The 23,570-nt window shown below is 61.3% G+C and carries 23 protein-coding genes; 2 read left to right on the top strand and 21 right to left on the bottom strand.

Features of this window, described 5'->3' with window-relative positions; genetic code table 11:
- The first annotated feature begins 71 nt into the window (after positions 1-71).
- On the top strand, positions 72-2,192 hold the full coding sequence (gene glgB, locus M5J06_RS01510) for a 1,4-alpha-glucan branching protein GlgB (RefSeq protein ID WP_250223785.1): 2,121 nt from the start codon (positions 72-74) through the stop codon (positions 2,190-2,192).
- A gap of 91 nt (positions 2,193-2,283) precedes the next feature.
- On the opposite strand, the gene M5J06_RS01505 is transcribed toward glgB, so the two are convergent.
- The 21 genes from M5J06_RS01505 to rho form a co-directional block, all read right to left on the bottom strand.
- A complete protein-coding gene (locus M5J06_RS01505; protein ID WP_070563045.1) occupies positions 2,284-2,682 on the bottom strand; it encodes an arsenate reductase/protein-tyrosine-phosphatase family protein in 399 nt (132 codons plus the stop codon).
- A gap of 47 nt (positions 2,683-2,729) precedes the next feature.
- Entirely contained in the window at positions 2,730-4,307 is a 1,578-nt protein-coding gene (locus tag M5J06_RS01500) for a peptide ABC transporter substrate-binding protein (RefSeq protein WP_101736617.1), read from the bottom strand.
- A gap of 205 nt (positions 4,308-4,512) precedes the next feature.
- A complete protein-coding gene (locus tag M5J06_RS01495; RefSeq protein ID WP_070624899.1) occupies positions 4,513-5,436 on the bottom strand; it encodes a tetratricopeptide repeat protein in 924 nt (307 codons plus the stop codon).
- Positions 5,433-5,741 carry a thiamine-binding protein gene (locus M5J06_RS01490; RefSeq protein WP_070525199.1) on the bottom strand — a complete coding sequence of 103 codons (309 nt, stop codon included), beginning with the start codon at positions 5,739-5,741 and terminating at the stop codon, positions 5,433-5,435. Before M5J06_RS01490 ends, M5J06_RS01495 begins: the two co-directional genes overlap by 4 nt.
- Positions 5,742-5,751: 10 nt before the next feature.
- Positions 5,752-6,036 carry an Rv1322 family protein gene (locus M5J06_RS01485; protein ID WP_083303765.1) on the bottom strand — a complete coding sequence of 95 codons (285 nt, stop codon included), beginning with the start codon at positions 6,034-6,036 and terminating at the stop codon, positions 5,752-5,754.
- On the bottom strand, positions 6,036-6,728 hold the full coding sequence (nucS, locus tag M5J06_RS01480; RefSeq protein WP_010187052.1) for an endonuclease NucS: 693 nt from the start codon (positions 6,726-6,728) through the stop codon (positions 6,036-6,038). Before nucS ends, M5J06_RS01485 begins: the two co-directional genes overlap by 1 nt.
- 23 nt (positions 6,729-6,751) lie before the next feature.
- Positions 6,752-7,237, bottom strand: a complete 486-nt coding sequence (locus M5J06_RS01475) for a DUF2550 domain-containing protein (RefSeq protein WP_070624897.1) — start codon at positions 7,235-7,237, stop codon at positions 6,752-6,754.
- A gap of 197 nt (positions 7,238-7,434) precedes the next feature.
- Positions 7,435-7,803 (bottom strand): F0F1 ATP synthase subunit epsilon, encoded by a 369-nt coding sequence (locus M5J06_RS01470; RefSeq protein ID WP_046648936.1) that lies wholly within the window; start codon positions 7,801-7,803, stop codon positions 7,435-7,437.
- Between the two features lie 10 nt (positions 7,804-7,813).
- Positions 7,814-9,262 carry a F0F1 ATP synthase subunit beta gene (atpD, locus tag M5J06_RS01465; RefSeq protein ID WP_070528745.1) on the bottom strand — a complete coding sequence of 483 codons (1,449 nt, stop codon included), beginning with the start codon at positions 9,260-9,262 and terminating at the stop codon, positions 7,814-7,816.
- 3 nt (positions 9,263-9,265) lie between these two features.
- Positions 9,266-10,249, bottom strand: coding sequence for a F0F1 ATP synthase subunit gamma (locus tag M5J06_RS01460; protein WP_070531166.1), 984 nt, complete (start codon positions 10,247-10,249; stop codon positions 9,266-9,268).
- A gap of 56 nt (positions 10,250-10,305) precedes the next feature.
- The gene (gene atpA / locus M5J06_RS01455; protein ID WP_070528750.1) at positions 10,306-11,946 is read right to left on the bottom strand and encodes a F0F1 ATP synthase subunit alpha; all 1,641 of its coding nucleotides are present in this window, start codon (positions 11,944-11,946) and stop codon (positions 10,306-10,308) included.
- A 60-nt stretch (positions 11,947-12,006) separates the two neighbouring features.
- Positions 12,007-12,822: a F0F1 ATP synthase subunit delta gene (locus tag M5J06_RS01450; protein WP_070563259.1), complete on the bottom strand. Its 816-nt coding sequence runs from the start codon at positions 12,820-12,822 to the stop codon at positions 12,007-12,009.
- 6 nt (positions 12,823-12,828) lie between these two features.
- Positions 12,829-13,401, bottom strand: coding sequence for a F0F1 ATP synthase subunit B (locus tag M5J06_RS01445; RefSeq protein ID WP_046648931.1), 573 nt, complete (start codon positions 13,399-13,401; stop codon positions 12,829-12,831).
- A gap of 45 nt (positions 13,402-13,446) precedes the next feature.
- Positions 13,447-13,689, bottom strand: coding sequence for an ATP synthase F0 subunit C (locus M5J06_RS01440; RefSeq protein WP_010187073.1), 243 nt, complete (start codon positions 13,687-13,689; stop codon positions 13,447-13,449).
- A 99-nt stretch (positions 13,690-13,788) separates the two neighbouring features.
- Positions 13,789-14,601, bottom strand: a complete 813-nt coding sequence (atpB, locus tag M5J06_RS01435; protein WP_070525178.1) for a F0F1 ATP synthase subunit A — start codon at positions 14,599-14,601, stop codon at positions 13,789-13,791.
- Between the two features lie 447 nt (positions 14,602-15,048).
- On the bottom strand, positions 15,049-15,483 hold the full coding sequence (locus tag M5J06_RS01430) for a Cg1360 family ATP-synthase-associated protein (RefSeq protein WP_070525176.1): 435 nt from the start codon (positions 15,481-15,483) through the stop codon (positions 15,049-15,051).
- A gap of 16 nt (positions 15,484-15,499) precedes the next feature.
- Positions 15,500-16,675, bottom strand: a complete 1,176-nt coding sequence (locus M5J06_RS01425) for an MraY family glycosyltransferase (protein WP_070525174.1) — start codon at positions 16,673-16,675, stop codon at positions 15,500-15,502.
- A gap of 10 nt (positions 16,676-16,685) precedes the next feature.
- Positions 16,686-17,363 carry an L-threonylcarbamoyladenylate synthase gene (locus M5J06_RS01420; RefSeq protein WP_070597073.1) on the bottom strand — a complete coding sequence of 226 codons (678 nt, stop codon included), beginning with the start codon at positions 17,361-17,363 and terminating at the stop codon, positions 16,686-16,688.
- Positions 17,364-17,417: 54 nt separating this feature from the next.
- Positions 17,418-18,314: a peptide chain release factor N(5)-glutamine methyltransferase gene (gene prmC / locus M5J06_RS01415; protein WP_167595745.1), complete on the bottom strand. Its 897-nt coding sequence runs from the start codon at positions 18,312-18,314 to the stop codon at positions 17,418-17,420.
- 24 nt (positions 18,315-18,338) lie between these two features.
- Positions 18,339-19,415, bottom strand: a complete 1,077-nt coding sequence (gene prfA / locus M5J06_RS01410) for a peptide chain release factor 1 (protein WP_046648926.1) — start codon at positions 19,413-19,415, stop codon at positions 18,339-18,341.
- On the bottom strand, positions 19,415-21,319 hold the full coding sequence (rho, locus tag M5J06_RS01405; protein WP_070525168.1) for a transcription termination factor Rho: 1,905 nt from the start codon (positions 21,317-21,319) through the stop codon (positions 19,415-19,417). The genes prfA and rho overlap by 1 nt, the downstream gene beginning before the upstream one ends.
- A 467-nt stretch (positions 21,320-21,786) precedes the next feature.
- Between rho and M5J06_RS01400 the strand changes: the two genes are divergently transcribed.
- Positions 21,787-23,538: a long-chain fatty-acid--CoA ligase gene (locus tag M5J06_RS01400; RefSeq protein ID WP_250223784.1), complete on the top strand. Its 1,752-nt coding sequence runs from the start codon at positions 21,787-21,789 to the stop codon at positions 23,536-23,538.
- The last annotated feature ends 32 nt before the right edge of the window (positions 23,539-23,570 follow it).

Raw genomic sequence — 23,570 nt, 5'->3', positions numbered from 1 at the left:
ACCCCCTTCATGGGTAGCGCGGGGTTTCTTTTCTGCCCCGCGAGCGGGTGTTGTTCGGTAATTTGGTCTGTATGAACATCCCGGCCTCAGACCTCGAACGCCTTAACAACTGCCGCCACCACGCGCCCCATGATTTTTATGGCTGGCACGACGGAACCGTCCGCACTCGTCGCCCCGGTGCCGAAGCCGTCGAGCTCGTCACCGCCACTGAAACCGTCGCCATGCGCGCGGTTGGGGATGATATCTGGGAGGCCCCGCTCGTAGAGGAAGCAGACTACCGTCTGCGTATCACCTACCCGGGCCAGCCCGCCATCGAGGTAGCGGACGGCTATCACTTCCTGCCCACCCTGGGAACATTGGATCAGCACCTCATCGGCGAGGGTCGCCACGAGCGCCTCTGGGAAGTACTGGGCGCAAATCTCAAGAGCTACACCACCGACATGGGAGTAGTCGAGGGCACGGCCTTTGCTGTGTGGGCGCCCAACGCAGAGGGCGTGGCCGTGGTCGGTGACTTCTGCGGCTGGAACCCTACCCAATACCCCATGCGCAGCCTCGGCTCCACGGGCATTTGGGAGGTCTTCATCCCCGGCGTGGGCGAAGGCGAGCGCTATAAGTTTGCGGTCCACGGCAAGAACTCCCCGCGCATTGATAAGGCGGATCCCCTGGCCAAGCGCACCATTGCCCCGCCGGAAACCGCCTCCGTGGTGGCCCGCTCCAGTTTCAAATGGAGTGATGAGGAGTGGATAAGCAAGCGCACCGGGGACCTCGACGTCCCGATGAGCGTCTACGAGCTCCACGTCGGCTCCTGGAAGGTAGGCGCCAACTACAACAGCTTGCGCGAAGAACTCATCCCTTACCTGGTTGAGCACGGCTTTACCCACGTGGAGCTGCTGCCCGTGGCCGAGCACCCCTTCGGCGGTTCCTGGGGTTACCAGGTCTCCGGCTACTACGCTCCCTCCGCGCGCTGGGGCTCCCCGGATGAGCTGCGCGCGCTTATCGACGACTTGCATAACGCTGGCATCGGCGTCTTCATCGACTGGGTGCCCGCGCACTTCCCCAAGGACGAATGGGCGCTGAGCCGCTTCGACGGGCAGGCACTCTACGAGCACCCGGACCCGCGCCGCGGTGAGCAGGCCGATTGGGGCACCTACGTCTTCGACTTCGGCCGCAACGAGGTTCGCAACTTCCTCGTGGCTAACGCCCTGTACTGGGCCGAGGAGTTCCACGTCGACGGCTTGCGTGTCGACGCCGTTGCTTCCATGCTCTACTTGGACTACTCCCGCGAGGAATGGCTGCCCAATATCTACGGCGGGCGCGAGAACCTTGAGGCAGTCCAATTCCTCCAGGAGACCAACGCCACGCTGAACCGTAACCACCCGGGCGTGCTAACCATCGCCGAGGAATCCACCTCCTGGCCGGGCGTGACCGCCCCGACGCATGAGGGCGGCCTAGGCTTTAGCCTGAAGTGGAACATGGGCTGGATGAACGACACCCTGGAGTACTTCAAGCACGAGCCGATTCACCGCCGCTACCACCACGGCGAGCTCACCTTCTCCATGGTCTACGCCTACTCGGAGCGCTACGTACTCCCGTTTAGCCACGACGAAGTGGTGCACGGCAAGGGCTCCTTGTGGGAGCGCATGCCGGGCGATGACTGGAATAAGGCCGCGGGCCTGCGCGCGCTGTACGGCTACATGTTCTCCCACCCGGGCAAGCAGCTGATGTTCATGGGCCAGGAGTTTGGCCAGACCACCGAATGGGCAGAGGGCCACTCCGTGGACTGGTCCAACTTGGAGGGCTGGGGCAACGAGTGGCACCACGGCATTAAGCGCCTAGTGCGCGACCTCAACGCGGTGTACAAGCAACAGCCAGCCCTGTGGACCCAGGACTTTACGCAGGATGGCTTCCAGTGGGTTAAGGCTGATGACTCGAACAACAACATGCTCGGCTACGTCCGCTATGGCAAGGACGGCTCCGCCTTGTTGGCAGTGTGCAACTTCTCCGGTAGCTCGGTGCCCAACTATGACCTCTGGGTGCCGCGCGATGGCGAGTGGGAGCTGCTCATCAACACAGACGACGCCGTCTATCAGGGTGCTGGCAACGACCTTGCCCACCGCGTGCGCTCCGAAGGCAACCACGTACAGCTGCACCTGCCGGCCAACTCGGTGCAGTGGTATGCCTTCCGTGGCTAGTTTCTAAGAACACAACTGCCCGACCTGCCAAAGATCACCGCTGAGATCGAATTCCAGCCGCTAGTTTTGGCAACTCGGGCAGTTGCAGTTTTCAGTCTCGTGCGTGAGTATCGAGGAAAGCTCTTACGCGAGCATCAATGTCATCGCGCAACGCATCCATTCGCTCCCCTCCCTCTAGACCACGCACGGACGGGTCCTCAATCTCCCAACGCTCAGCCACTCCGTCATAGTCGGCATCACCGACGATGATGACGTGATCCACCGAAGACGCGAGGCCGGCATCAAGCAACGTTGGCGTTCCTGACATGTCGGCGCCGACCTTTGCAAGAGAGGCCTGCGCCTCGGCGTTCACGCCCTGCGCACGATGCTGTTCAGTGGTCTTTACGCCTGCGGAGTGAACTTCCCAATCGGGCGCATGCTTCTTAGCTAAGGCAGCCGCCATCTGAGACTTACCGCGGTTGGTATTGCAAAGGAAAAGTACGGAGGTCATGCCTCCGCACTTTAGTCATATTTCGGTGTGCCTGTAGGGCCAGAGCCCTAGTTCTTCTTCACCGCGTAGTACACCGGCAGGGACTTCCAGTTGAAGGTCACGTCCTGGACGTTCTCGGACCAGCCGCCGACCACGTTCGGGTAGAACAGCGGGATTGAGGGAAGGTCACGCAGCAACAGCTCCTGCGCCTGGTTGTAGAGCTTCGCGGCTTCCTCCTCATTCGCGGCGCCGTTGGCCTTCACAATCAGTTCATCGAACTCCGGGTTGGAGTACTTCGAGTCATTGGAAGCTACACCCGTGGTGAAGTTCGGGCCAAGGAAGTTACCCATCGAGGGATAGTCAGCGAACCAAGCCGTGCGGTAGGCGCCATCCATACGCTCGGTGCGGTAGGCATCGCGGAAGGACTTGAAGTCCGGGTAAGGGTTCCCCACGGCTTGAATTCCCAGCGTATTGCTGATGTTGTTGGCCACGGCATCGGCCCAGTCTTTGTTGTCGCCATCGGTGTTGTAGTTGATCGGGAACGAGCCTTCAAAAGCACCGTACTTCTTATCGGCCTCCGCCCACAGCTTCTTCGCCTCCTCCGGGTTATAGTCCAGGTTTTCCGAACCCGGAAGGCTGTCGTTGTAGCCATTCAGCACCGGTGACGTGAACTCCCGGGCCGGTGTGCGGGTGCCATGGAAGATGGTCTCCGCGATCTCCTCACGGTTGATAGCCATCGAGATTGCCTTGCGGCGCAGCGTGCCCTCTTCCCCACTAAAGTGCGGGGTCTCCATGTGGATGGACATTTCCAGGTAGGTAGCAGCCGGCTTGGTTTCTTGGCGGCCGGCCAGGTCCTGCTCATAACTACCGAAGGCAGACGAAGGAATGGCTTCGAGGACATCGAGGTTATTCGCTAACAGGTCCATGTAGGCTGCGCTGGAATCGGCGTAGAAGGCGAATTCAATGCCGTCGTTCTGCGCTGCGCGGTCTCCCTTATACTCCGGGTTCGGTTCGATGATCAGGTTCTGGTTGTGGTTCCATTCCTTGATCTTGTAGGGGCCGTTCGACACCGGGGATTCGCCAAAGCCCTGCGGGTCCTCCAGCGCGGCCGCGGGGACTGGGAAGTAGGCGTTGTAGCCTAAGCGGCTCGGAAAGTCACTTTCCGGCTGGGTGAGTTCGATGGTGAAGGTGCGCTCATCGATGACCTTGAGGCCTTCCATTTCTTTGACGCCTTCCCCGTAGCCCTTGATGGAGGAGAAGAAGCTCTCATTAAGTTGTTCATTGGCCACCGCGTAGTTCCACGTATCGACGAAGGAATCGGCCGTCACGGCTGAGCCATCAGAGAACTTCAGGTCAGGCTTGAGCGTGACCTTGTAGGTCTTCTCCCCTTCCTTGTCGATGGACTCCGCCATCTCGTTGTGCACATTGCCGTCGGCGTCGTAATACACCAATCCGGAAAACAGCATGTCGACGATGCGTCCGCCGCCGTTCTCATTCGTCATCGCGGGAATGAGCCCCTGCTGCGGTTCGGTACCGAGCACGCGAACATAATTGGAGCTGCCGGCACTATCGGAGCTATCGCTTCCGCAGGCGGTAAGGGTAAGAGCAAGAGAGGCGGCGCCAACGACGCCGAGGAGCTTGCGCATGAGAGTCCTCCTGAAAGAGTCAAACAACCATTGTGCCGTATCGCACAAAAAGGAATTTAACATGCCGTACGTCACATCATTGCTTAAACGCAAAAAGACCCCCAGGAGAGGACTCAACTGAGCCATCCTGAGGGTCCAGCCCGCGACAGTCCGGGAAGGTCGCTCTCGGACCCGGCACAACTTGGGTCCTTTTACTACGCCGTCTTTAGTACAACGCGCTGGCCAGCTTCGTGCGCGCGGCCAGTACGCGCGGGTCACCGGAATCGAAGAGACCAAAGAGCTCCAAGAGGCGGGTCTTGAGCTGTTCCTTCTCATCCCCAGCGGTGCGCTTCATGGCCTCAATGAGGCGCTCGAAGGCGCGGTCGGGGGCACCGGCGACGACCTCTGCGTCGGCGGCGTCGAGTTGCTTTGCCACGTCCTCCGGGGCAGCATCCGCAGCGAAGATGGGATCCTCACTACGGTTAGCCGGGTCCAAGCGCTTGAGCAGCAGAGTGGTGTCGCGCGCCTGCTTAATCTCCGCATTATCCGGCTCAGCGGCCAGAATCTCCTCGTAGGTAGCGATGGCAGCGTCGAAATCGCCACGGTTGAGCGCGTCCTCAGCCAGGCCCAGGCGAGGATCTGCTGCTTCTTCCTCTGAGCTCTCCCCCGCCACATCTTGGTCAGGCAAGCCCTTGAGCTGGGGGCCGAGCTTGTCGACGATCGCCGCTACCCACTGCTCCAGGTTCTCGCGCGGCTGTCCGCCCTCGAAGTTGGTGACGGGCTGGCCGGCTGCGATGGCAACGGTGGTCGGCAGATTCTGCACGCCGAAGACCTGCGCCACCTGGGGCACGACATCAGCGTTGATATAGCCGACGATGAACTTGAGCCCACCGGCAGCCGCCATCTCCTCGAAGTCCTTCTTGAGCTGCTCGGAGGCCGGGGAGCGCGGCGAGCCGATCAGGGCGATGACGGGCACCTCGGCGGAGCGGCGCACCAAGTCATTCTCGAAGTTCTGCTCGGTGACCTCAAAGAAGGGCTGTACACCTGCCGAGGCACCAGTAGTACCCTGTTCCTGTGCTTTCGCCTTGGCCTCTGCCTGCTGCTTGATGGCGCCGAGGTCGAGGGCTCCTCCTACGTACGGTCCGGTCACTTATTCTCCTCCAGGTAACGATTAACGGAATCTACTTTTTGGGTTATCTGCCCGGTCACGCCTTCGCGGATATCGGCTTTAATCACCAGGCTGGTGCGGGGCGAAACCGCGCGCACGGCATCGGTGGCTTCCTTGATAACCGCGAAGACCTCATCCCACTCGCCTTCAACAAGGGTAAACATGGCATTGGTCTCATTGGGCAGGCCGGAGGCCCGGACCACACGCACGGCTTCGGCGACGGCCTCGGACATCTCAGCGCGTTCATCGCCCACGACGGAGGGGGCTACGGAAAAGGCAACAATCATGCCCGCTATCCTACCGCCGCTCCCAGCAGTGCCGGTGCCAATGGCGACGGTCGTCAGCGCGCCCACCGGTATCCCGCGGCCACGCCACGATGTGCGCCACCCCGGGAGGTATGTTCTGGTTGCATCCCGGGCACACGTAGTACTTCTGAGCGGCCGCGCTGCCGACGTGTCTCATAACGAAAGGCTCGCCATGGGTCCAGCTCGGCCCTGGTACCGTCTGCGAGCCGAGGAAGGCACTGCCGTCGCGCGGCAGTGACCGTGCCTCTTCGCGGATCCTACGATTGCGGCGCGGCACTAGAACAACCGCAGCTCGTTGGACTCGATGCCGCGCAGCTCTTGGTAGTCCAGGACGACGCAACGGATACCGCGGTCTTCCGCCAAGGTCCGCGCTTGGGGCTTGATTTCCTGCGCTGCGAACACACCGTGGACCGGTGCTAGCAAGTCGTCGCGGTTGAGCAGCTCAAGGTAGCGCGTGAGCTGCTCGACGCCATCAATTCCGCCGCGGCGCTTGACCTCGACCGCTACGAATTCATTCTTGGAGTTCTTGGCCATGATGTCTACCGGACCAATCGCGGTGGGGTACTCGCGGCGCACCAGTGAGTACTTCTCCCCCAACGTTTCGATATGTTCCGCCAACAGCTCCTGCAAGTGGGCTTCCACGCCATCCTTGACCAAGCCGGGGTCTTCTCCCAGATCCATGTCAATCTCCTGGTGGATCTGAGCGATGGTGATGCGCAGCTGCTCACCTTTCGGATTTTCTACCAGCCACAGTTTCTCTCCTGTGTCCTCGCCGTCGATATCCTCAATCGCCGACTCCTCAAAGGTGCACGGCGGAGTCATCCAGTTCAGCGGCTTATAGGCACGGTCATCCGCATGGATGGACACCGAACCATCGGCTTTGATGAGGATGAGACGGTCCGCCATGGGAAGGTGGGCGTCGAGGCGGCCTACGTAATCTACGGAGCATTGGGCGATGACAACACGCATGCCCTCTACCCTATCGTTGGGCGCTACTTCTTTGGTAAGCGGGTAGCTCGCTGGCGCATCTGGCGATAATCCAACTTCTCTTGGCGCTTCGACGGCGCCGATTCCACCCACGCATTCAACGCCATGATTCCGTGCGCATCAGAGGCAATCTCATAGTCCCGCCCATCGATGCTAATACGGATGATCTGGTGACCAGAGGGCATAAAAGAAGCCTCGTCATCATCCATTGGGCGGGTGCTGCCCAGTTCGATGTCGAGGCGATTAAAGCGTTTGTTGGCGCGCGGCAATACGGAGCGAAGCTTGAAGTACTCCATATACTCGCCGTCATAGCGCACGAGGCCGTGACGCCACGTATGGGAGTCCTTCGAAGGAAGCCGGCGCAGAAGGATGCTCGTTCCGCGGGAACGCACCGTAAAAAACCGAACTGCGGCCAGAATGACGACAACCAGAAGAATCAGTGCGCACAGACCTAAAAGAATAGATAGCCCTTGGAGCACCTGAGAGTTCATGGGTTGATTTCCTTCACCGCGAGTAAGAAACGTTGCGTTGATTCTACCGCTCGCGGAGGAGACAATGCTAGTCCTTGCTTGACCTTTGGCGCAGATCACGAAGGAACCCCACCCCCTCTTAGCGAGGGGGTGGGGTTCCTAGGTGAGAGTGGGAAGGGCGGTCATTGCTGCCCGTCGTTTCCCTCTCCGCTCATCCGTTAGCTGTTGAAGCGGCGGGCGGCGCGCAATGCGGCATCGCCACGGGACCTCGTCAGCTCGCGCTCAGACTTCAGGTCTTCCTGTGCCTGTGCTTCATCGACCTCCGAGGCCCAGATGGCCCAATCGGCGAGGACGGTGATCTTGTTCTCGGACACGGAGAGGAAGCCACCCTGGACAGCGGCGACGCGACGCTCGCCGTCGGCCGGGTGGATGGTCACTACGCCATTGTCGATCAACTGACCAACCATGGGCTCATGGCCAGGAAGCACGCCGATCTCACCCTCGGTGGTTTCAGCCGTCACCATGGTGGCCTTTCCGGTCCACAGCAGGCGCTCGACGGAAACCAATTCGGCGGTGATGTCAGCCATGTGCCTCTCCCTACTTCTTCTCGGTCAGCTTCTTGTACGCAGCCTCGACGTCGTCCAAGCCACCCAGGCCGTTGAAGGCCTGCTCCGGGTAGTGGTCGAATTCGCCGTTGCAGATGCGCTCGAAAGCATCGATGGTATCGGCCAGCGGCACGTAGGAGCCCGGCAGGCCGGTGAACTTCTCTGCGACGAAGAAGTTCTGGCCCAGGAAGCGCTCGATGCGGCGAGCACGCTGAACGGTGATCTTGTCTTCCTCAGACAGCTCGTCCATACCAAGGATGGCGATGATGTCCTGGAGCTCCTTGTTCTTCTGCAGGATACCGATGACACGCTGTGCCACCTCGTAGTGGCGCTCGCCCACGATGGACGGCTCCAGAATACGAGAGGTAGAGGTCAGCGGGTTCACTGCCGGGTAAATACCCTTCGAAGCAATACCACGGTCCAACTCGGTGGTGGCATCGAGGTGGGCGAAGGTGGTCGCCGGAGCCGGGTCGGTGTAGTCATCGGCCGGCACGTACACGGCCTGCAGGGAGGTAATGGACTTACCCTTGGTGGAGGTAATACGCTCCTGCAGCACACCCATCTCATCAGCCAGAGTCGGCTGGTAACCCACGGCGGAAGGCATACGGCCCAGCAGGGTCGACACCTCAGAACCGGCCTGGGTGAAACGGAAGATGTTGTCGATGAACAGCAGCACGTCCTGGTTCTGAACATCGCGGAAGTACTCCGCCATGGTCAGGCCGGACAGAGCCACGCGCATACGGACTCCTGGCGGCTCATCCATCTGGCCGAAGACAAGTGCGGTGTCTTGAAGAACGCCCATCTCCTCCATCTCGAGGAAGAGGTCGGTGCCCTCACGGGTGCGCTCGCCGACGCCGGCGAAGACGGAGGTACCGGAGAACTCGCGTGCGATACGAGTAATCATCTCCTGGATAAGAACGGTCTTACCCACACCTGCACCACCGAAGAGGCCGATCTTGCCGCCCTTCACGTACGGGGTCAGCAGGTCGATGACCTTAATACCGGTCTCTAGGATCTCGGTCTTACCCTCCAGCTGGTCGAATGCCGGCGGCTCGCGGTGGATGCCCCACTGCTCGCCATCGCGGCCCAGACCCGGCTGGTCAAGGCAGTCACCGAGGGCGTTGAAGACGTGGCCCTTGACCACATCGCCCACCGGGACGGAAATCGGCTTGCCGGTGTCGGTCACGGCTGCACCGCGGACGAGGCCGTCGGTCGGAGCCATGGACACGGCACGGACGAGGTTGTCACCGAGGTGCTGAGCGACCTCAAGGGTGACGGTCTTTGCAACAGCCTCGAGGGAAACCTCGACGGTCAGTGCGTTGTACAGTGCCGGCAGCCCGCCACGCGGAAACTCCACGTCGACGACCGGACCGATGACACGCACCACACGGCCGGCGGTAGCCGACGACTGTGTGTTCTGCTCTTGCAGAGCTGTAGTCATAATCTAGTCACTTTCTGCGCTTTCGGCGAGCGCCCCAGCGCCACCGACGATCTCTGTGATTTCTTGGGTAATCTGCGCCTGACGGGCCTGGTTGGCCACGCGCGAGAGGTCCTTGACCAGCTCGGTTGCGTTGTCAGTTGCAGACTTCATTGCGGTACGGCGTGCGGCGGACTCGGAGGCCGAGGACTCCAAGAACATCGCAAACAGGAGGCGGGACACGTACTGCGGAAGCAGTGCGTCCATGAGGGTGTCCGCATCCGGCTCGAAGTCGTAATCAGGAGTGATCTGATTGTTCGGCTCGGCGTCGGAAAGCGCGGACTCACCCATGTTGTAGTCCTCTTCCTCGATAACCGGTACCACCGGCAGCAGCTGCTGCACACGCGCGGTCTGGGTCAGCATGGACTCGAACTCGGTGTACACAACGTGGACCTGGTCGAAACCGCGAACGGTCTCGCCCTCCACGTGAATACCCTCGCGGGTCTTGGCCTGGCCATTCGAACCGGCAACGAAGCCGTCGATGATGTGGCGGCGCACGTCGTGCGTCTTCTCCCAGGTTGGATCCTGCGAGAATCCAGTCCAGCTGCCTGCGACCTCGGCCTCACGGAACTTGTAGAAGCCAACGCCCTTGTTGCCGGTCACGTAGCGGACGGTCTCGAAACCCTCACTCTTGAGCAGGGCTTCCAGCTCGGCCGCCTTCTTGAAGATGTTGTTGTTGTAGCCACCGCACATACCGCGGTCCGAAGAGACCACGAGAATGGCGGCCACCTTTGCATCTTCGCGTTCCCGGAGCATCGGGTGATCCAGGGACGTGTGCGCCGCCAGCTTGTTGAGCACGTTAGACAGTTCACGTGCATAAGGCTGGGACGCCTCTACCCTGGCCTGAGCCTTGGTAATGCGCGAGGTAGCAATGAGCTCCTGTGCCTTGGTGATCTTCTTGGTGGAATTGACGGACCGGATACGGTCACGCAGTTCACGAAGATTAGCCATGGTGTTCGCTCCTCCCTTCTTTATCTAGACGGTTAATTCTTAGAGCGTGCGAAACTCTATTTGGCCGTCTTGCGGGAGACGTTGAGCTCGGTCTTATTCACGTCATCCGCGGCGAGCGGGTCAACCGGTGCCTCGGTGCCGAGGTTGTTGCCCTCGGTCGTGCGGAAGGACGGAATGAAGTCCTTAGCAGCTGCAACAAGTGCATCCTTGGACTCGTCGGTCAGAGCGGTACCGCCCTGGATCTGCTCGAACACCTGCGGGGTTGCAGAGTTGAGGTGATCGTGCAGCTCCTTCTCGAAGCGGCGTACGTCCTCGACGGGAACGACGTCGAAGATGCCCTGGTCTGCGAGGAAGATGGACACCATCTGGTACTCGACAGGCTGCGGGGAGGACTCGGACTGCTTGAGCAGCTCGACGAGACGCTCACCGCGCTCCAGCTGAGCCTTGGAGGCCGGATCCAGGTCGGATGCGAAGGCCGCGAAGGCCTGCAGATCGCGGTAGGCAGCCAGCTCAAGACGCAGGTTACCGGCGACCTTCTTCATACCCTTGGTCTGTGCGGCACCACCAACACGGGAGACCGACACACCGACGTTAATTGCCGGACGGACGCCCTGGTTGAACAGGTCGGACTCCAGGAAGACCTGGCCGTCGGTAATAGAAATAACGTTGGTCGGAATGAAGGCGGAGACGTCGTTCGCCTTGGTCTCGATGATCGGCAATGCGGTCATGGAACCTGCACCCATGTCGTCGGAGAGCTTCGCAGCGCGCTCCAGCAGACGGGAGTGGAGGTAGAAGACGTCGCCCGGGTAAGCCTCGCGGCCCGGCGGACGGCGCAGAAGAAGGGAAATCGCACGGTAGGCCTCAGCCTGCTTGGTCAGATCATCGTAAATGATCAGGACGTGGTTGCCCTGGTACATCCAGTGCTGACCCAGAGCTGCACCGGAGAACGGTGCCAGCCACTTGAAGCCAGCGGCGTCGGACGCCGGAGCCGCCACGATGGTGGTGTACTCCAGTGCGCCGTGCTGCTCCAGGGTGTGGCGCACACCAGCAATGGTGGAGCCCTTCTGGCCGATGGCGACGTAGATGCAGCGAACCTGCTTGTTCTTGTCGCCAGATTCCCAGTTAGCCTTCTGGTTCAGAATGGTGTCGATACAGACAGCGGTCTTACCCGTCTTACGGTCACCAATGATCAACTGACGCTGACCGCGACCAATCGGGGTCATCGCGTCAATAGCCTTGATGCCGGTCTGCATCGGCTCTTCCACCGGCTGGCGCTGCAGCACGGACGGTGCCTGCAGCTCGAGGACGCGGTCCTCTTCAGCGGTGATCGGGCCCATGCCGTCGATCGGCTGGCCCAGGGGGTTAATTACGCGGCCGAGGAATTCCTCGCCCACAGGGATGGAGAGAACCTCGCCGGTCCTCTTGACCTCGTCGCCTTCTTTAAGCGACTCGAAGTTGCCCAAGACCACGACACCGATGGAGTTGGTGTCAAGGTTCTGTGCGACGCCAATCACGCCGCCGGGGAACTCGAGCAGCTCATTCGCCATGACGGACGGCAGGCCCGAAACCTGCGCAATACCGTCAGCTGCCGAAATGACCACGCCGACCTCCTCACGGGAGGCCTCCGCGGAGTAGCTCGAGGTGTAGTTCGCAATCGCGCTACGGATCTCGTCGGAGGAGATCGTCAGCTCCGCCATGTTCTTCCTGCTCTCGGTAGTATCTTCCAGCAATTACTTAATCGTTTCTGTCGTTTCGGCTTATGCCATCTGCGCACGAAGGCGAGCAATCTTGCCTGCCGTCGAGCCATCGATGACTTCGTCGCCGACGCGGATGGTCATACCACCGAGGAGGCTGGTGTCAACCTCAGAGTGGATGGACATCGCACGACCATAAATTTTGCCCAGCTTTTCAGCGAGTGCTGCCCGCTGGCTATCGTTCAGCTCACCCGCGGTGGTCACTCGCGCGATGGTACGGCCCTGCAGCTTGGCTGCGGTGTCCGCCAAACCGGCGAGATCATCAATCGGGTTCTGCTCCGGGCGGCCAATGGCCTGCAGCGCAAGCGCCTCAGTAACCATCGTGACCTTGCCGTAGAGCACGCTTGCCAGCAGCCCGACCTTACGATCGGACGTAGCAGTACGGTCTGAAAGCAGCTGGGTCAGTTCGCCTTCGCGGTCAAGCACGCGCGACAGGGAGAAGAGCTCGTCTTCCACCTGGCCCAGCTTGCCCTCAAACTCAGCGCCACGCAGCAGTGCGCGGCGGCCGAGGATGATGAGGCCACGGGCGATATCACGCGGCGTCGACCACTGTGCGGCGGCGGCCTCCTGCAGCACCTGGAGTGCAACCGGGGTGACCTTTCCGCCGAAAAGGGTCTGGGCCAGGGACTTGCGCTCCTCGGAGGTAGCGGCGTCGTCGGTCAGCGCGACACGCAGTTCGCGGTCACCGTCGAGGACGCGGACAACCTCGAAGAGGTCCTGGCCTGCCTGAGTAGCAGTCGCCACCGAGCGGTCGCCGGAGAGGAACTCATCCAGCTTGGACTCAACGGTAGCGAGTGCTTCGCGGCTAGCTGCCTTCATCGTTGCCTACTTTCCGGCCGGTGCCACAGTGTCGAGCTCGGACAGGAAGTTATCAATCGTGGAGGACTGCTTGGTGGCGTCCGAAAGTTCGCCGCCGAGCAGCTTCTCTGCCAGGTTGATGGAGTTCTGTCCGATGTCGGAACGCAGCTCAGACACGACCTGTGCACGAGAAGCTTCAAGCTGCTTCTCGCCGGCGGTCAGGATGCGACGAGACTCTTCCTCTGCAGCTTCCTTAGCCTCTGCCTCGATCAGCTTGCCGCGCTCGCGCGCCTGCTCGCGGATCTCCGCAGCCTCTGCTCGAGCATCAGCGAGCTGAGCATTGTACTTTTCCAGAGCGGCCTTTGCTTCGGCCTGCTGAGCCTCCGCACGCTTAAGGCCACCTTCGATCCGGTCTTCACGCTCCTGCAGCATCTTGTTGTATGCCGGAAGAACAAGCTTCCAGAACACAATCAGGATGATGGCGAACGGAATGATCGACCAGACCAAGTCGTACATCTTGGGCAGAAGGATGGAGTTGCCGCTCTCCAGCGGCAGGTGCTCACTTCCCTCTGCTGCAAGGTAGTAAATGACGTTGTTCATGGGGCTCCGTTCTTAAAGTTCGATTTACTTTGTGTAAAGCGCTCTTTAGAACAGGAAGCCTGCAACGAGGCCAATCAGGGCGAGGGCCTCAACGAAGGCGATACCCAGGAACATGGTGGTACGCAGCTGGCCGGCCATCTCCGGCTGGCGAGCCATGCCCTCGACGGTCTTGCCGACGAGGATACCGATGCCCAGACCCGGGCCGATGGTTGCGATGCCGTAGCCGATAGCGCCGAGGCCCTTGAGGGTGGACTCGTCAGCAGCCTGAGCAAGAATGATTTCGTTCATGATGAAAGTCGTTCCCTTTCAATGTTTTCCCGCGAATTGTTCCGCGGGGGAAGTGGTGATTTCTGGGGTATTTAGTTAACCGCGAGGTTCGCGTTGTTGTTAGTGCGAATCTGCATGCAGCGACAGTTCGATGTATACCGCCGTCAGCAGGGCGAAAATGTATGCCTGCAGGAAGATGACGATAATTTCGTACAGCGTGAACAGAACCGCTGCGACCAGAGTGAGGCCACTCAGTGCGGTCCAACCGTTGAACTGGAAGAAGAAGAAGTTCGTTGCCGAGTACAACAGGACCAAAATGAGGTGGCCAGCCAGGAAGTTCGCCATAAGACGAAGAGCCAGCGTGACTGGACGCATGACAAACGTAGAGAAAGCCTCAATCGGTACAACAAGCACGTGCAGCAACGGCGGAAGGTTAGGAATAACCACCGAGGACTTGACGAACTTGCCGAAGCCAAAGCGCTTTGCGCCGGCGTAAATCATGGCGATGTACGCAACGACTGCCAGCACGATTGGCATACCAATACGAGCATTCGGAGAGATGTTTAGGGCTGGAACAATAGTTGCTACGTTCCAGAACAAAACACCGAAGAAGATCGTGGCCAGGATCGGAAGGAAACGACGTCCTTCCTTACGGCCCAAAATGTCTTCTGCGATGTGAATTCGTACGAAGTCAATCGCATGCTCCGCTACGTTCTGCAATCCTTTAGGAACCAGCTTCGGGTTCCTGAAGGCGACAACAAAAAGGAGCACCAAGATAGCCGCCATAAACAGGCGGACCAGCATGATGCGATCCAAAGCGAACCAACCGTTGGCGAAATCGGCGAAAAGAAGATCGACGACTCCACCATCTTCGGTTACGTGCCCCGGGAAAAATTCTGGATCCAGTTCGGGTGCGTGAAACTCACCCTTCATGGCCAATGTCGTAACGCTCAGCGTTCTCTCCCGTGTTCGGGCCACACAGCTTGTCGAAGGCTATGTGGTGCGATGGACGTCTCAAGCTCTTTGCCCTGCTCACGGACTCCGTCGCACATCAGCGTAAACAGGGCAAGGATAAACCGTACTTTTTCGGGATAGCATGACGCTAACCCGCGGTAACCCGAAGAGAATGCTATCAGTTCGCCCTCAAGTTTTCGCACGTGGGGGCAGCGTTGTGAACCTAAAGGCACAGCCCAACGCCGTGCGGCCGCATAAAACGCCCACATTCTGCCAAAACCCTACTAAGTGTATTTGGTCACACACCCGCGTTTTCCCACCTTGACGGGGGTAATGAGCGCCCGAAGCGGCGTTATTTCGCTACACAAAAAGCCACCCTCCCGGGGTCACCGGGAGCAGTGGCTCACTGAAAAAGGTCGAGAAAGGCTAAGACACGTAGGTCACGTTGGAGGTGACCACACCCCATACCTCAGTTCCCAACGTCACCGCCAGCGCCAGTAGGACGGTGACGAAGAGGGCCATCGTGTCGTAGAACTCTAGGTCCTTGATCAGCAACAACACCATGATGAGGATGACGACCTTAAGCAACCAGCCACCTAGGACCACAGCCATCGTCGTCGAGGGTGTCGTGCGTGCGGTAATAAGCACCGAGGCCGCGGTAAAGAGCACGAAGCCGCCGCCGATGGCCGCGCCGACGAGCACTCCCCAAATTCCGGGCACCCCGCGAACGCCACCCCAGATGGATAAGGACGCGATGGTTACGACGATAAGGCCGATGACCCCGAGGCGCAGGGCGCGCTTCAGGGGGCGACGATGATCGTCGTAGGGCGAAAGCTCTTCGGAGGTCGTTGAATCAGTCACAGCCCCATACCCTACCTCAGGAAGGATCAGTTTCCAGCACCACACTGGTAGCCCGCGGCCGACGCCCAATCTTGCCCTGGCGCAGCGGAATCAGGGTCACGCCGAAGGCCACGCCAAGCGCGAGAACCGCCAAAGCCACGGCCGCAGGGGCCGGAACGATAGAAAAGGAGACGGCCCCAAACGCCACCGCGGAGACCCATAAATAAAGCACCAGTACTGTGCGTCGGTGCGTGTGCCCCAAGGAGAGCAGCCGGTGGTGAATGTGCGCCTTATCCGCAGCGAAAGGCGAGCGCCCCTGCGATACGCGGCGAATGACGGCCCAGACAAGGTCCAGGACTGGAATAAAGACCGCGGCGACCACGACGATGACGGGTGACATCAACGCCACAATGTCCACGGTGCCGTACAACGACATGTTGATCTTGCCGGAGGCAGACGTCGACGCCGCCGCAAGGAGCAAACCAATGAGCATCGCACCGCTATCCCCCATGAAGATGCGGGAGGGCTCAAAGTTGTGAGGTAGGAACCCGGCACACACACCAACAAGAGCGGCGGCGATAATCGCCGGCGGATACGCGGACACTGCACCGCCCTGGTCGTGCAGAACCGTCAGCGAGAAGACCAAGATGGCGCCGCCGGCGATCATGCCCAGCCCGGCCGCCAAACCGTCGAGCCCGTCGACGAAGTTGATGGCATTGATAAGCAGGACCGTAAAGAACGTAGTCAAGAGTGTCCCCTGGACCTGGTCCAGGATGACCGTAGTCCCATCGCCAAAAGGCAGGAAGAGAAGCGTCCACGTCAACCCCAACCCGCTCATGATGGCCGCGGCGACGAGCTGACCGATGAGCTTGACCAGAGCACTCAGCTCTACCAAGTCATCCACCACGCCCACGAGGACGATGGCTGCGGCTGACCACAGCACAGCATTCATCTCAGGCGTGACGGGCATAAAGCCGCGAGTCAAGGCTGGAAGCTGGCCTGCGAGATAGACGGCGGCCGCAAAACCCGTGAACATCGCCACCCCGCCGAGCTGCGGTGTGGGCTGGGAGTGGCTATCGCGCAGGCGAATCTCCGCCACCTGGCCGCTGCGTACTAAGAAGGTGCGCACCAGTCCGGTGGTGAGGTAGGTAAACGCCGCCGCGACAAAGATCACCAACGCTAGCTCGCGCAGCGGCACTCCGGTTCCAGCCACTGATGTCTCCTTAAGAGGATTGGGCGCCCGGACGGGTGCGCAAGGACTCTGCGGATACTCCGATGACCTCACCGATCTGCTCAGCGCTCAATGCGCCTTCGCGCAAAAGATAAGGGCGGGAGCCAGACAGATCGATAATGGTGGAAGGCTTGCCTACCTCGGCCTCTCCCCCGTCCAGGTAGACAGTGACGGCCTTACCCAGCTGCTGCTTGGCGGCAATCGCCGTGGTGGGTGGGGTTTGGCCGGAGATATTCGCTGAGGATACCGCCATGGGGCCGACCTCACGCAACAGCTCGATGGCGATGGGGTGCAGCGGCATGCGCAGCATCACCGTGCCGCGGGTATCGCCCAAGTTCCACGGAAGCGAAGGCGCCTGCGGGACGACGATGGATAGTCCGCCCGGCCAGAAGGCCTCGATCAGCGTTTGCGCGGTATCATCCAACGACGCTACGAGACCTTTGACGGTATCCCAGGAGCCCACGAGCACCGGTACCGGCATGTCTGGGCCGCGGTGCTTGGTGGCCAGCAGGCTCGCCACGGCGTCGTTATCAAAGGCATCGCAGCCCAGCCCGTAGAGCGTGTCAGTGGGCATGACCACGAGCCGCCCCGACTTGGCTGCCTTGACGGCAAAAGCCATTCCTTCTTCGCGCTCGGCGGCGTCCGCACAGTTATAAATCTGTCCCTGCATTGGTCTCTCCTTTAATCCCGTTCCTGTCGGCTTGTCGACCAATCTTCGACCAATCTACTGTACTCCCCGCTGTGCCGTGACAAAGCGGGCGGTGCCAGTGAGATCCTTGAGCACCTCGATGCGGCTAAACCCTCCATGCGCGCGCAGGGCTTCCTGCACCTGTTGGGAGGTGTCGTCGTCGTGCTCGATGCCCACGCGGCCACCGGGGCGAAGCAGCGCAGCGATGGTCGGGATCATCGCGGTGATGGTTTCCATGCCATCTACTCCCCCGAACACTGCCTCGTGAGGATCCTGGTAGACCTCCGGTTCCAGGTCCGGGGTCTCCGGTACGTATGGCGGATTCGTCAGCACGAGGTCAACGGTGCCGTGCAGCTCCGACAAGAGGTCCGCCTCGGTGACATCCCCTTGGACCACGTGTACGGTTCCCGCCCCGCCGTGCACTGCGGTCGCGGCGTTGCGGCGGGTGTAGGCCAGGGAGGCGTCGGCAAGCTCCACCGCCCACACCTCAGCCTGTGGCACGTAGTGTGCGACGTAGAGCCCGAGCGCACCGGACCCAGCGCACAAGTCCACGACGCGGGGAGGCTGCGAGTTAAATTCCTTCGACTCCAACGAGTTAAGTTTCCTAAGAAACTTAACTCCCCAGTCGGCGAGCACTTCCGTTTCCGGGCGTGGAATGAACACGCCCGGGCCAACCTCAAGCTCGAGCGGACCAAACCACGCGACGCCCAGGATGTGCTGGAGTGGTTCGCGCGCTTCACGACGCCCCACCAACGCCCCATAGGCCACGTCAAAACCGGGGATCGGTTGCTCGTCGAGGGGGATGTCCATGTGCCCGCAGTGGATGAGGTGGGCGGCCAACAGGCGCGCGTCCCATTCGGGTGAAGGCACCCCGGCAGCGCGAAGGCGCTCCGTGGCATCACGAAGCGCCTCCCTATAGGTGTGAAAAGTCACCGCTAATAACCGTGCCTTGGCCTTCTATCCCTCGGCCTCGAGGCGCTCGGCGCGCTCCTGGGCCTGCAGGGCCTCGATGAGGTCGTGCATGTCGCCGTTGAGAACGGAGTCGAGGTTATTTGCCTTGTAGCCGATGCGGTGATCGGTAATGCGGTTCTCCGGCCAGTTATAGGTGCGGATGCGCTCAGAGCGGTCCATGGTGCGCACCTGGGATGCACGCTGCTCGCCGGCCTCGGCCTCGCGTGCCTCGCGCTCCATTTGATCCAGGCGGGCTTGCAGCACCTGCAGGGCGCGCGCCTTGTTCTGGATCTGGGAGCGCTCCTTCTGACAGGTCACCACCAGGCCCGTGGGCAGGTGGGTAATGCGCACGGCGGAGTCGGTGGTGTTCACGCCCTGGCCGCCCTTACCGGAGGAACGGTAGACGTCAACGCGGATGTCCTTGTCATCGATGTTGACTGCTTCGACTTCTTCCGGCTCCGGGTAGACCAGCACACCGGCTGCGGAGGTCTGGATGCGGCCCTGGGACTCGGTCACCGGAACGCGCTGCACGCGGTGGACGCCGCCCTCAAACTTGAACACGCTCCACGCGCCATCACGAGACGGGGTCTTGGATTTGAAGGAGATGGACATGTCTTTGACGCCACCGAGGTCGGACTCGTTGAGGCCCAGGACCTCCCACTGGAAGCCGGCCTTGTCGGCGAAGCGCTCGTACATGCGGGCTAGGTCGCCAGCGAAAAGTGCTGCCTCTTCGCCGCCGGCACCGGCCTTGATCTCCATGATGATGTCCTCAGAGTCCTGCTCATCGCGCGGAGCAAGCAGATCCGCGAGCTTCTCCTCCAGTTCCACGACGAGCGGTTCGAGGCGCTCAACCTCGGGCTGGAACTCGTGGTCCTCATAGGCCATCTCTTTGGCGTCGGCCAGGTCTTGGCGGGCCTGGACAAGTTCATCGTTGACAGCAACGATGGGGCGCAGTTCAGCGTAGCGCTTGGACAGCTTGCGGAACTGCTTCTGATCTCCGGCTACGTCCGGGTCAGCCATCTGCATCTCGATGCCCTGGTACTCGGAGACGATGTCATCAACGAGGGAAACCTGGTTCGACATTATTTGTAGTCCTCCTCATCCATATCTGCCGCCATGGGCGCAGACGAGGCCACCTGCATGAGGAATTCGCCGTTGGAGCGGGTCTTCTTGAGCTGCTTGATCAGCAAATCGATGGCAGCAAAGGAATCCAGGCCGGAAAGGATGCGGCGCAGCTTGGTCATGATGCGCGCCTCCTCCGGAACCAGGAGGAGTTCGTCCTTGCGGGTGCCGGACGGGTTGACGTCCACGGCCGGGAAGATGCGGCGCTCGGAGATGGCGCGGTCGAGCTTGAGCTCGGCGTTGCCGGTGCCCTTGAATTCCTCGAAGATGACCGTGTCACCGGTGGAGCCGGTTTCCACCATCGCGGTGGCGATGATGGTCAGCGAGCCACCGTTTTCGATGTTGCGGGCAGCACCCAAGAAGCGCTTCGGCGGGTACAGGGCGTTGGAGTCGACACCACCGGACAGGATGCGACCGGAAGCCGGGGAGGAGTTGTTGTAGGCGCGGCCCAGGCGGGTGATGGAATCAAGGAGGACGACGACGTCCTTGCCCTGCTCCACCAAGCGCTTGGCGCGCTCGATGGCCAGCTCCGCCACGGAGGTGTGCTCTGACGGCGGGCGGTCAAAGGTGGAGGCGATGACCTCACCGTTGACGCTGCGCTGCATGTCCGTGACCTCTTCGGGGCGCTCGTCCACGAGGACCACCATGAGGTAGCACTCCGGGTTGTTCGTGGCGATGGCGTTGGCGATGTTTTGCAGGATCGTCGTCTTACCGGCCTTCGGCGGGGAGACGATCAGCGCGCGCTGGCCCTTACCAATCGGCATGATGAGGTCGATGACGCGGGTGGTGAGGATCTTCGGGTCCGTCTCCAAGCGCAGGCGCTGGTTCGGGTAAAGCGGGGTGAGCTTGGAGAAGTCCGGGCGGTCCTTCGCAGTCGACGGATCCAGTCCGTTGACGGTGTCGACCTCCACCAGCTGGTTGTACTTGCGGCGGTTGCGGCCGTTGCCGTGGGTGTGGGTCGGGCCAGAAACCTTGACCTTGCCGGTCAGCGCGTCGCCGGAGCGCAGCCCCAGGCGGCGCACAAGGTTGTTGTTAACAAAGACATCGGAGCTGGCCGCGCGGTAGCCGGTGGTGCGCAGGAAGGCCACGTTGTTGTCCACGACCTCCAGGATGCCGCCGACTACCTGTACTTCATCGCCCTCGCGGATCTGCAGATCGTTGCCGCCATTGCCGCCACCATCACGGTCACGCCCGCGGCGGTTACGGCGGTTGCGGCGGTTGCGGCGGCCGCCACCATTGTTGTCATCGTCGTTGCGGTGGTTGTCGCGGCGGTTATTGTTGTGGCCGCCACCGTTGCCGCCATTGCCGCGATCGCCGTTATCGGAGTTGTTTCCACCGCGGGACTGGTTGTCCTCGGATTTGCCGTTATTGTCCTCGGCACCGTTGTTGTTCCCATTGCCGTTACCCTTGGCCTCTTCGCGGGCCTCGCGCTCCTGGCGGCGGGCGCGGTTGCGGCGGGCGCGGCGAGCCTGGGAGCGGGACTCGTAACGGTGCTCGTCGTTACCGTCGTTGTGCTCGGACTTATCAGCCTTGTCAGATTTGGCAGCTTCATCATTCTGCTGCTTCGGCTGGTCCTGCTTGCGCTTCTTATCCTGCTCCGGCTGCTCGGACTCCTGGTCTGCGGCGCCGGCAGGGCGAGAAGCCTTGCGGGTAGCGCGGCGCGGCTGTTCGTCCTTCTTGGGCTCCGCTTGGGCAGCGGCCTTCGCGCCGCGCGCTGGCACCTGGCCGGTGGTCAGTGCGGTGATGAGATCCCCCTTGCGCAGTCCGGAGACGCCGCGAAGTCCGCGCTCCGCAGCCAGCTTGCGCAATTCCGGCAGCTTCAGGGACGCGAGATCCTGTGCTGCGGTCTTGTCCGTATCGCTCACGGATATCCTTTCGTCGCTTCACCAACGCGCGCCGTCTATTCAGCCGCACCCGCACTGTGCGTGGTGCCGCTCCACGTGGGCGTTGGAAGCCAGTGTGTAATTGAGATGGTCCGCCGCCACCAGCGAGTTCACGCAACCGCGATCCCCGTGGGCGGTGGTTTTCTTTGGCTCTCCCCCCTCTCCGGCCCTGCGGAGCGGAACGTGAAGAACTCCTTGCTGCACTCCGAAAAGAACTCAAGGAAGCGGCCGCGGGTCAATCGCGGGGAGATATTTTAAGAAGGCGACTGCGAGCGTATCTCTACCCTCTCATTGCCGCGCGCACCGTTGGACTGCCATGAGTTTTTCACCGCAGGTGTGCACGCCGTGGAGGGAGCTCGGAGGTGCGAGGAAGGCTTTCCCCGCCAGTCGCGAACAACTATACCGCATCCATCCACCGCGCTCACACTGACACGGCTAAAGTGGTGCGCATGCTCTCCACAATGCAGGATATCCCGCTGTCCCTCACCCGCATCCTGGAGTACGGCTCCTCCGTTCACGGCCAAACCCAGGTAGTCACGTGGCACAGCGCCAATCCCGGCAACGAACGCGAAGAGACGACCTTCGCCGATATCGGTGCACGCGCCGCCGCTTTCGCCCACGCCCTGCATGACACGCTCGGCATCACTGGTGATGAACGCGTGGGCTCCCTGATGTGGAATTGCGCAGAGCACCTCGAAGTACTTTTTGGCACTGCCTGCAAGGGAGCGGTGTTTACGCCGCTCAACAAGCAGCTCATGAATGATCAGATCCGGCACATCATCAACCACGCCGAGGTTCGCGTCATCGTCGCAGATGCCCGGTTAGCGGATCAGCTCGCGCGCGTATTGGACGGCGTGGAGTGCGTGCGCGCGGTGGTATTCACGGGCGTCGACAAGCCCAGCATTCCCCTGCCGGGCAACGTTGAGGTTTATAGCTACGAACAGCTTCTGGATGGGCGCTCCACCGTGTACAACTGGCCGGTGTTGAATGAGCACACCGCCGCCGCCCTGTGCTACTCCACTGGCACCACCGGCGCTCCGAAAGGTGTGCTCTACTCGCACCGCGCCCTGTTTTTGGAGGGGATGCAGTTGCGTTCTTCCGACTCCCTGTGCGTGACCCATGGTGAGACCTTCTTGTGCTGCATTCCCATCTATCACGTGTTGAGCTGGGGCGTTCCCTTTGCGGCGTGGATGACGGGCACGCCGCTGGTGCTTCCCGACGCCGACGTCTCCCCCGCTACCCTGGCCAAGATCATCGCCGCCACCTCCCCGCGCGTGGCGCATGGCGTGCCCACCATTTGGATTCAGCTCTTCGTGCACTACCTCAAGAACCCGCCGGAGCGCATGACGCTGACGGAGATTTTCGCCGGCGGATCGCCCGTCCCGCCGCAGCTCATCAAGAGCTGGGAGGAGCGCTATGGCGTGGACGTGGTTCACGTGTGGGGCATGGCGGAAACCACCACGGTGGGTACCGTGGCGCGCCCGCCCTCAGGCGCCTCGGGCGAGGCCCGGTGGGCCTACCGCATTTCCCAGGGGCGCTTCCCCTCCTCCCTGGAATACCGAGTGGTCAATGACGGCCACGTGGTCAACACCACGGACCGTAATGCCGGCGAGATCCAGGTACGCGGCAACCTGGTGACCGGCTCCTACTATCACTCGCCCACGTCAGAGGACGGCGGCGCCGCCCACGAATTCCGCGGGAAGGACGTCGAAGATGCGACCTCCAAGTTCACGGCCGACGGCTGGCTGCGCACTGGTGACGTCGGATTCGTCACCGAGGATGGCTTCCTCACCGTGGAGGATCGCGCGCGCGATGTCATCCGCTCCGGCGGCGAGTGGATCTACTCCGTCCAGTTGGAAAACCTCATCATGGCCAACCCGGTGGTGCTCGAATGCGCCGTCATTGGCTACCCCGACAAGCAGTGGGTCGAGCGCCCGCTGGCCGTCACCGTACTCGCCGCGGATATCAGCCCCACGATTGAGACCGCCGAGCGCCTGCGTGACGGGATGCGCTCTGAGCTTCCATCGTGGATGCTGCCGGAGTACTGGACCTTCGTGAAGTCCATCGACAAGACCTCGGTGGGCAAGTTCGACAAGAAGGATCTTCGTGCCCATCTTGCCGAAGGCGCCTATAACATCATCCGGCTGAAGGGCCCGGGCGAGGCGCAGCGCCTCGATACCGAAGAGGGCGCCACGCAGTAGAGGGGCCGAGCGACTATAGATCTGCTATTACT

Source organism: Corynebacterium intestinale, from assembly GCF_023574125.1.
GTDB classification, from domain to species: domain Bacteria; phylum Actinomycetota; class Actinomycetes; order Mycobacteriales; family Mycobacteriaceae; genus Corynebacterium; species Corynebacterium hesseae.
Note: the sequence above shows the minus strand (reverse complement) of the source record. Positions and strands in the feature narration are given on the sequence as shown.

Excerpts from the sequence above, each read along its gene's own strand:
- glgB (WP_250223785.1), top strand. The coding sequence starts at position 72 with ATGAACATCCCGGCCTCAGACCTCGAACGCCTTAACAACTGCCGCCAC.
- M5J06_RS01505 (WP_070563045.1), bottom strand. The coding sequence starts at position 2,682 with ATGACCTCCGTACTTTTCCTTTGCAATACCAACCGCGGTAAGTCTCAG.
- M5J06_RS01500 (WP_101736617.1), bottom strand. The coding sequence starts at position 4,307 with ATGCGCAAGCTCCTCGGCGTCGTTGGCGCCGCCTCTCTTGCTCTTACC.
- M5J06_RS01490 (WP_070525199.1), bottom strand. The coding sequence starts at position 5,741 with ATGATTGTTGCCTTTTCCGTAGCCCCCTCCGTCGTGGGCGATGAACGC.
- nucS (WP_010187052.1), bottom strand. The coding sequence starts at position 6,728 with ATGCGTGTTGTCATCGCCCAATGCTCCGTAGATTACGTAGGCCGCCTC.
- M5J06_RS01475 (WP_070624897.1), bottom strand. The coding sequence starts at position 7,237 with ATGAACTCTCAGGTGCTCCAAGGGCTATCTATTCTTTTAGGTCTGTGC.
- M5J06_RS01470 (WP_046648936.1), bottom strand. The coding sequence starts at position 7,803 with ATGGCTGACATCACCGCCGAATTGGTTTCCGTCGAGCGCCTGCTGTGG.
- atpD (WP_070528745.1), bottom strand. The coding sequence starts at position 9,262 with ATGACTACAGCTCTGCAAGAGCAGAACACACAGTCGTCGGCTACCGCC.
- M5J06_RS01460 (WP_070531166.1), bottom strand. The coding sequence starts at position 10,249 with ATGGCTAATCTTCGTGAACTGCGTGACCGTATCCGGTCCGTCAATTCC.
- atpA (WP_070528750.1), bottom strand. The coding sequence starts at position 11,946 with ATGGCGGAGCTGACGATCTCCTCCGACGAGATCCGTAGCGCGATTGCG.
- M5J06_RS01450 (WP_070563259.1), bottom strand. The coding sequence starts at position 12,822 with ATGAAGGCAGCTAGCCGCGAAGCACTCGCTACCGTTGAGTCCAAGCTG.
- M5J06_RS01445 (WP_046648931.1), bottom strand. The coding sequence starts at position 13,401 with ATGAACAACGTCATTTACTACCTTGCAGCAGAGGGAAGTGAGCACCTG.
- M5J06_RS01440 (WP_010187073.1), bottom strand. The coding sequence starts at position 13,689 with ATGAACGAAATCATTCTTGCTCAGGCTGCTGACGAGTCCACCCTCAAG.
- atpB (WP_070525178.1), bottom strand. The coding sequence starts at position 14,601 with ATGAAGGGTGAGTTTCACGCACCCGAACTGGATCCAGAATTTTTCCCG.
- M5J06_RS01420 (WP_070597073.1), bottom strand. The coding sequence starts at position 17,363 with ATGCAGGGACAGATTTATAACTGTGCGGACGCCGCCGAGCGCGAAGAA.
- prfA (WP_046648926.1), bottom strand. The coding sequence starts at position 19,415 with ATGTCGAACCAGGTTTCCCTCGTTGATGACATCGTCTCCGAGTACCAG.
- M5J06_RS01400 (WP_250223784.1), top strand. The coding sequence starts at position 21,787 with ATGCTCTCCACAATGCAGGATATCCCGCTGTCCCTCACCCGCATCCTG.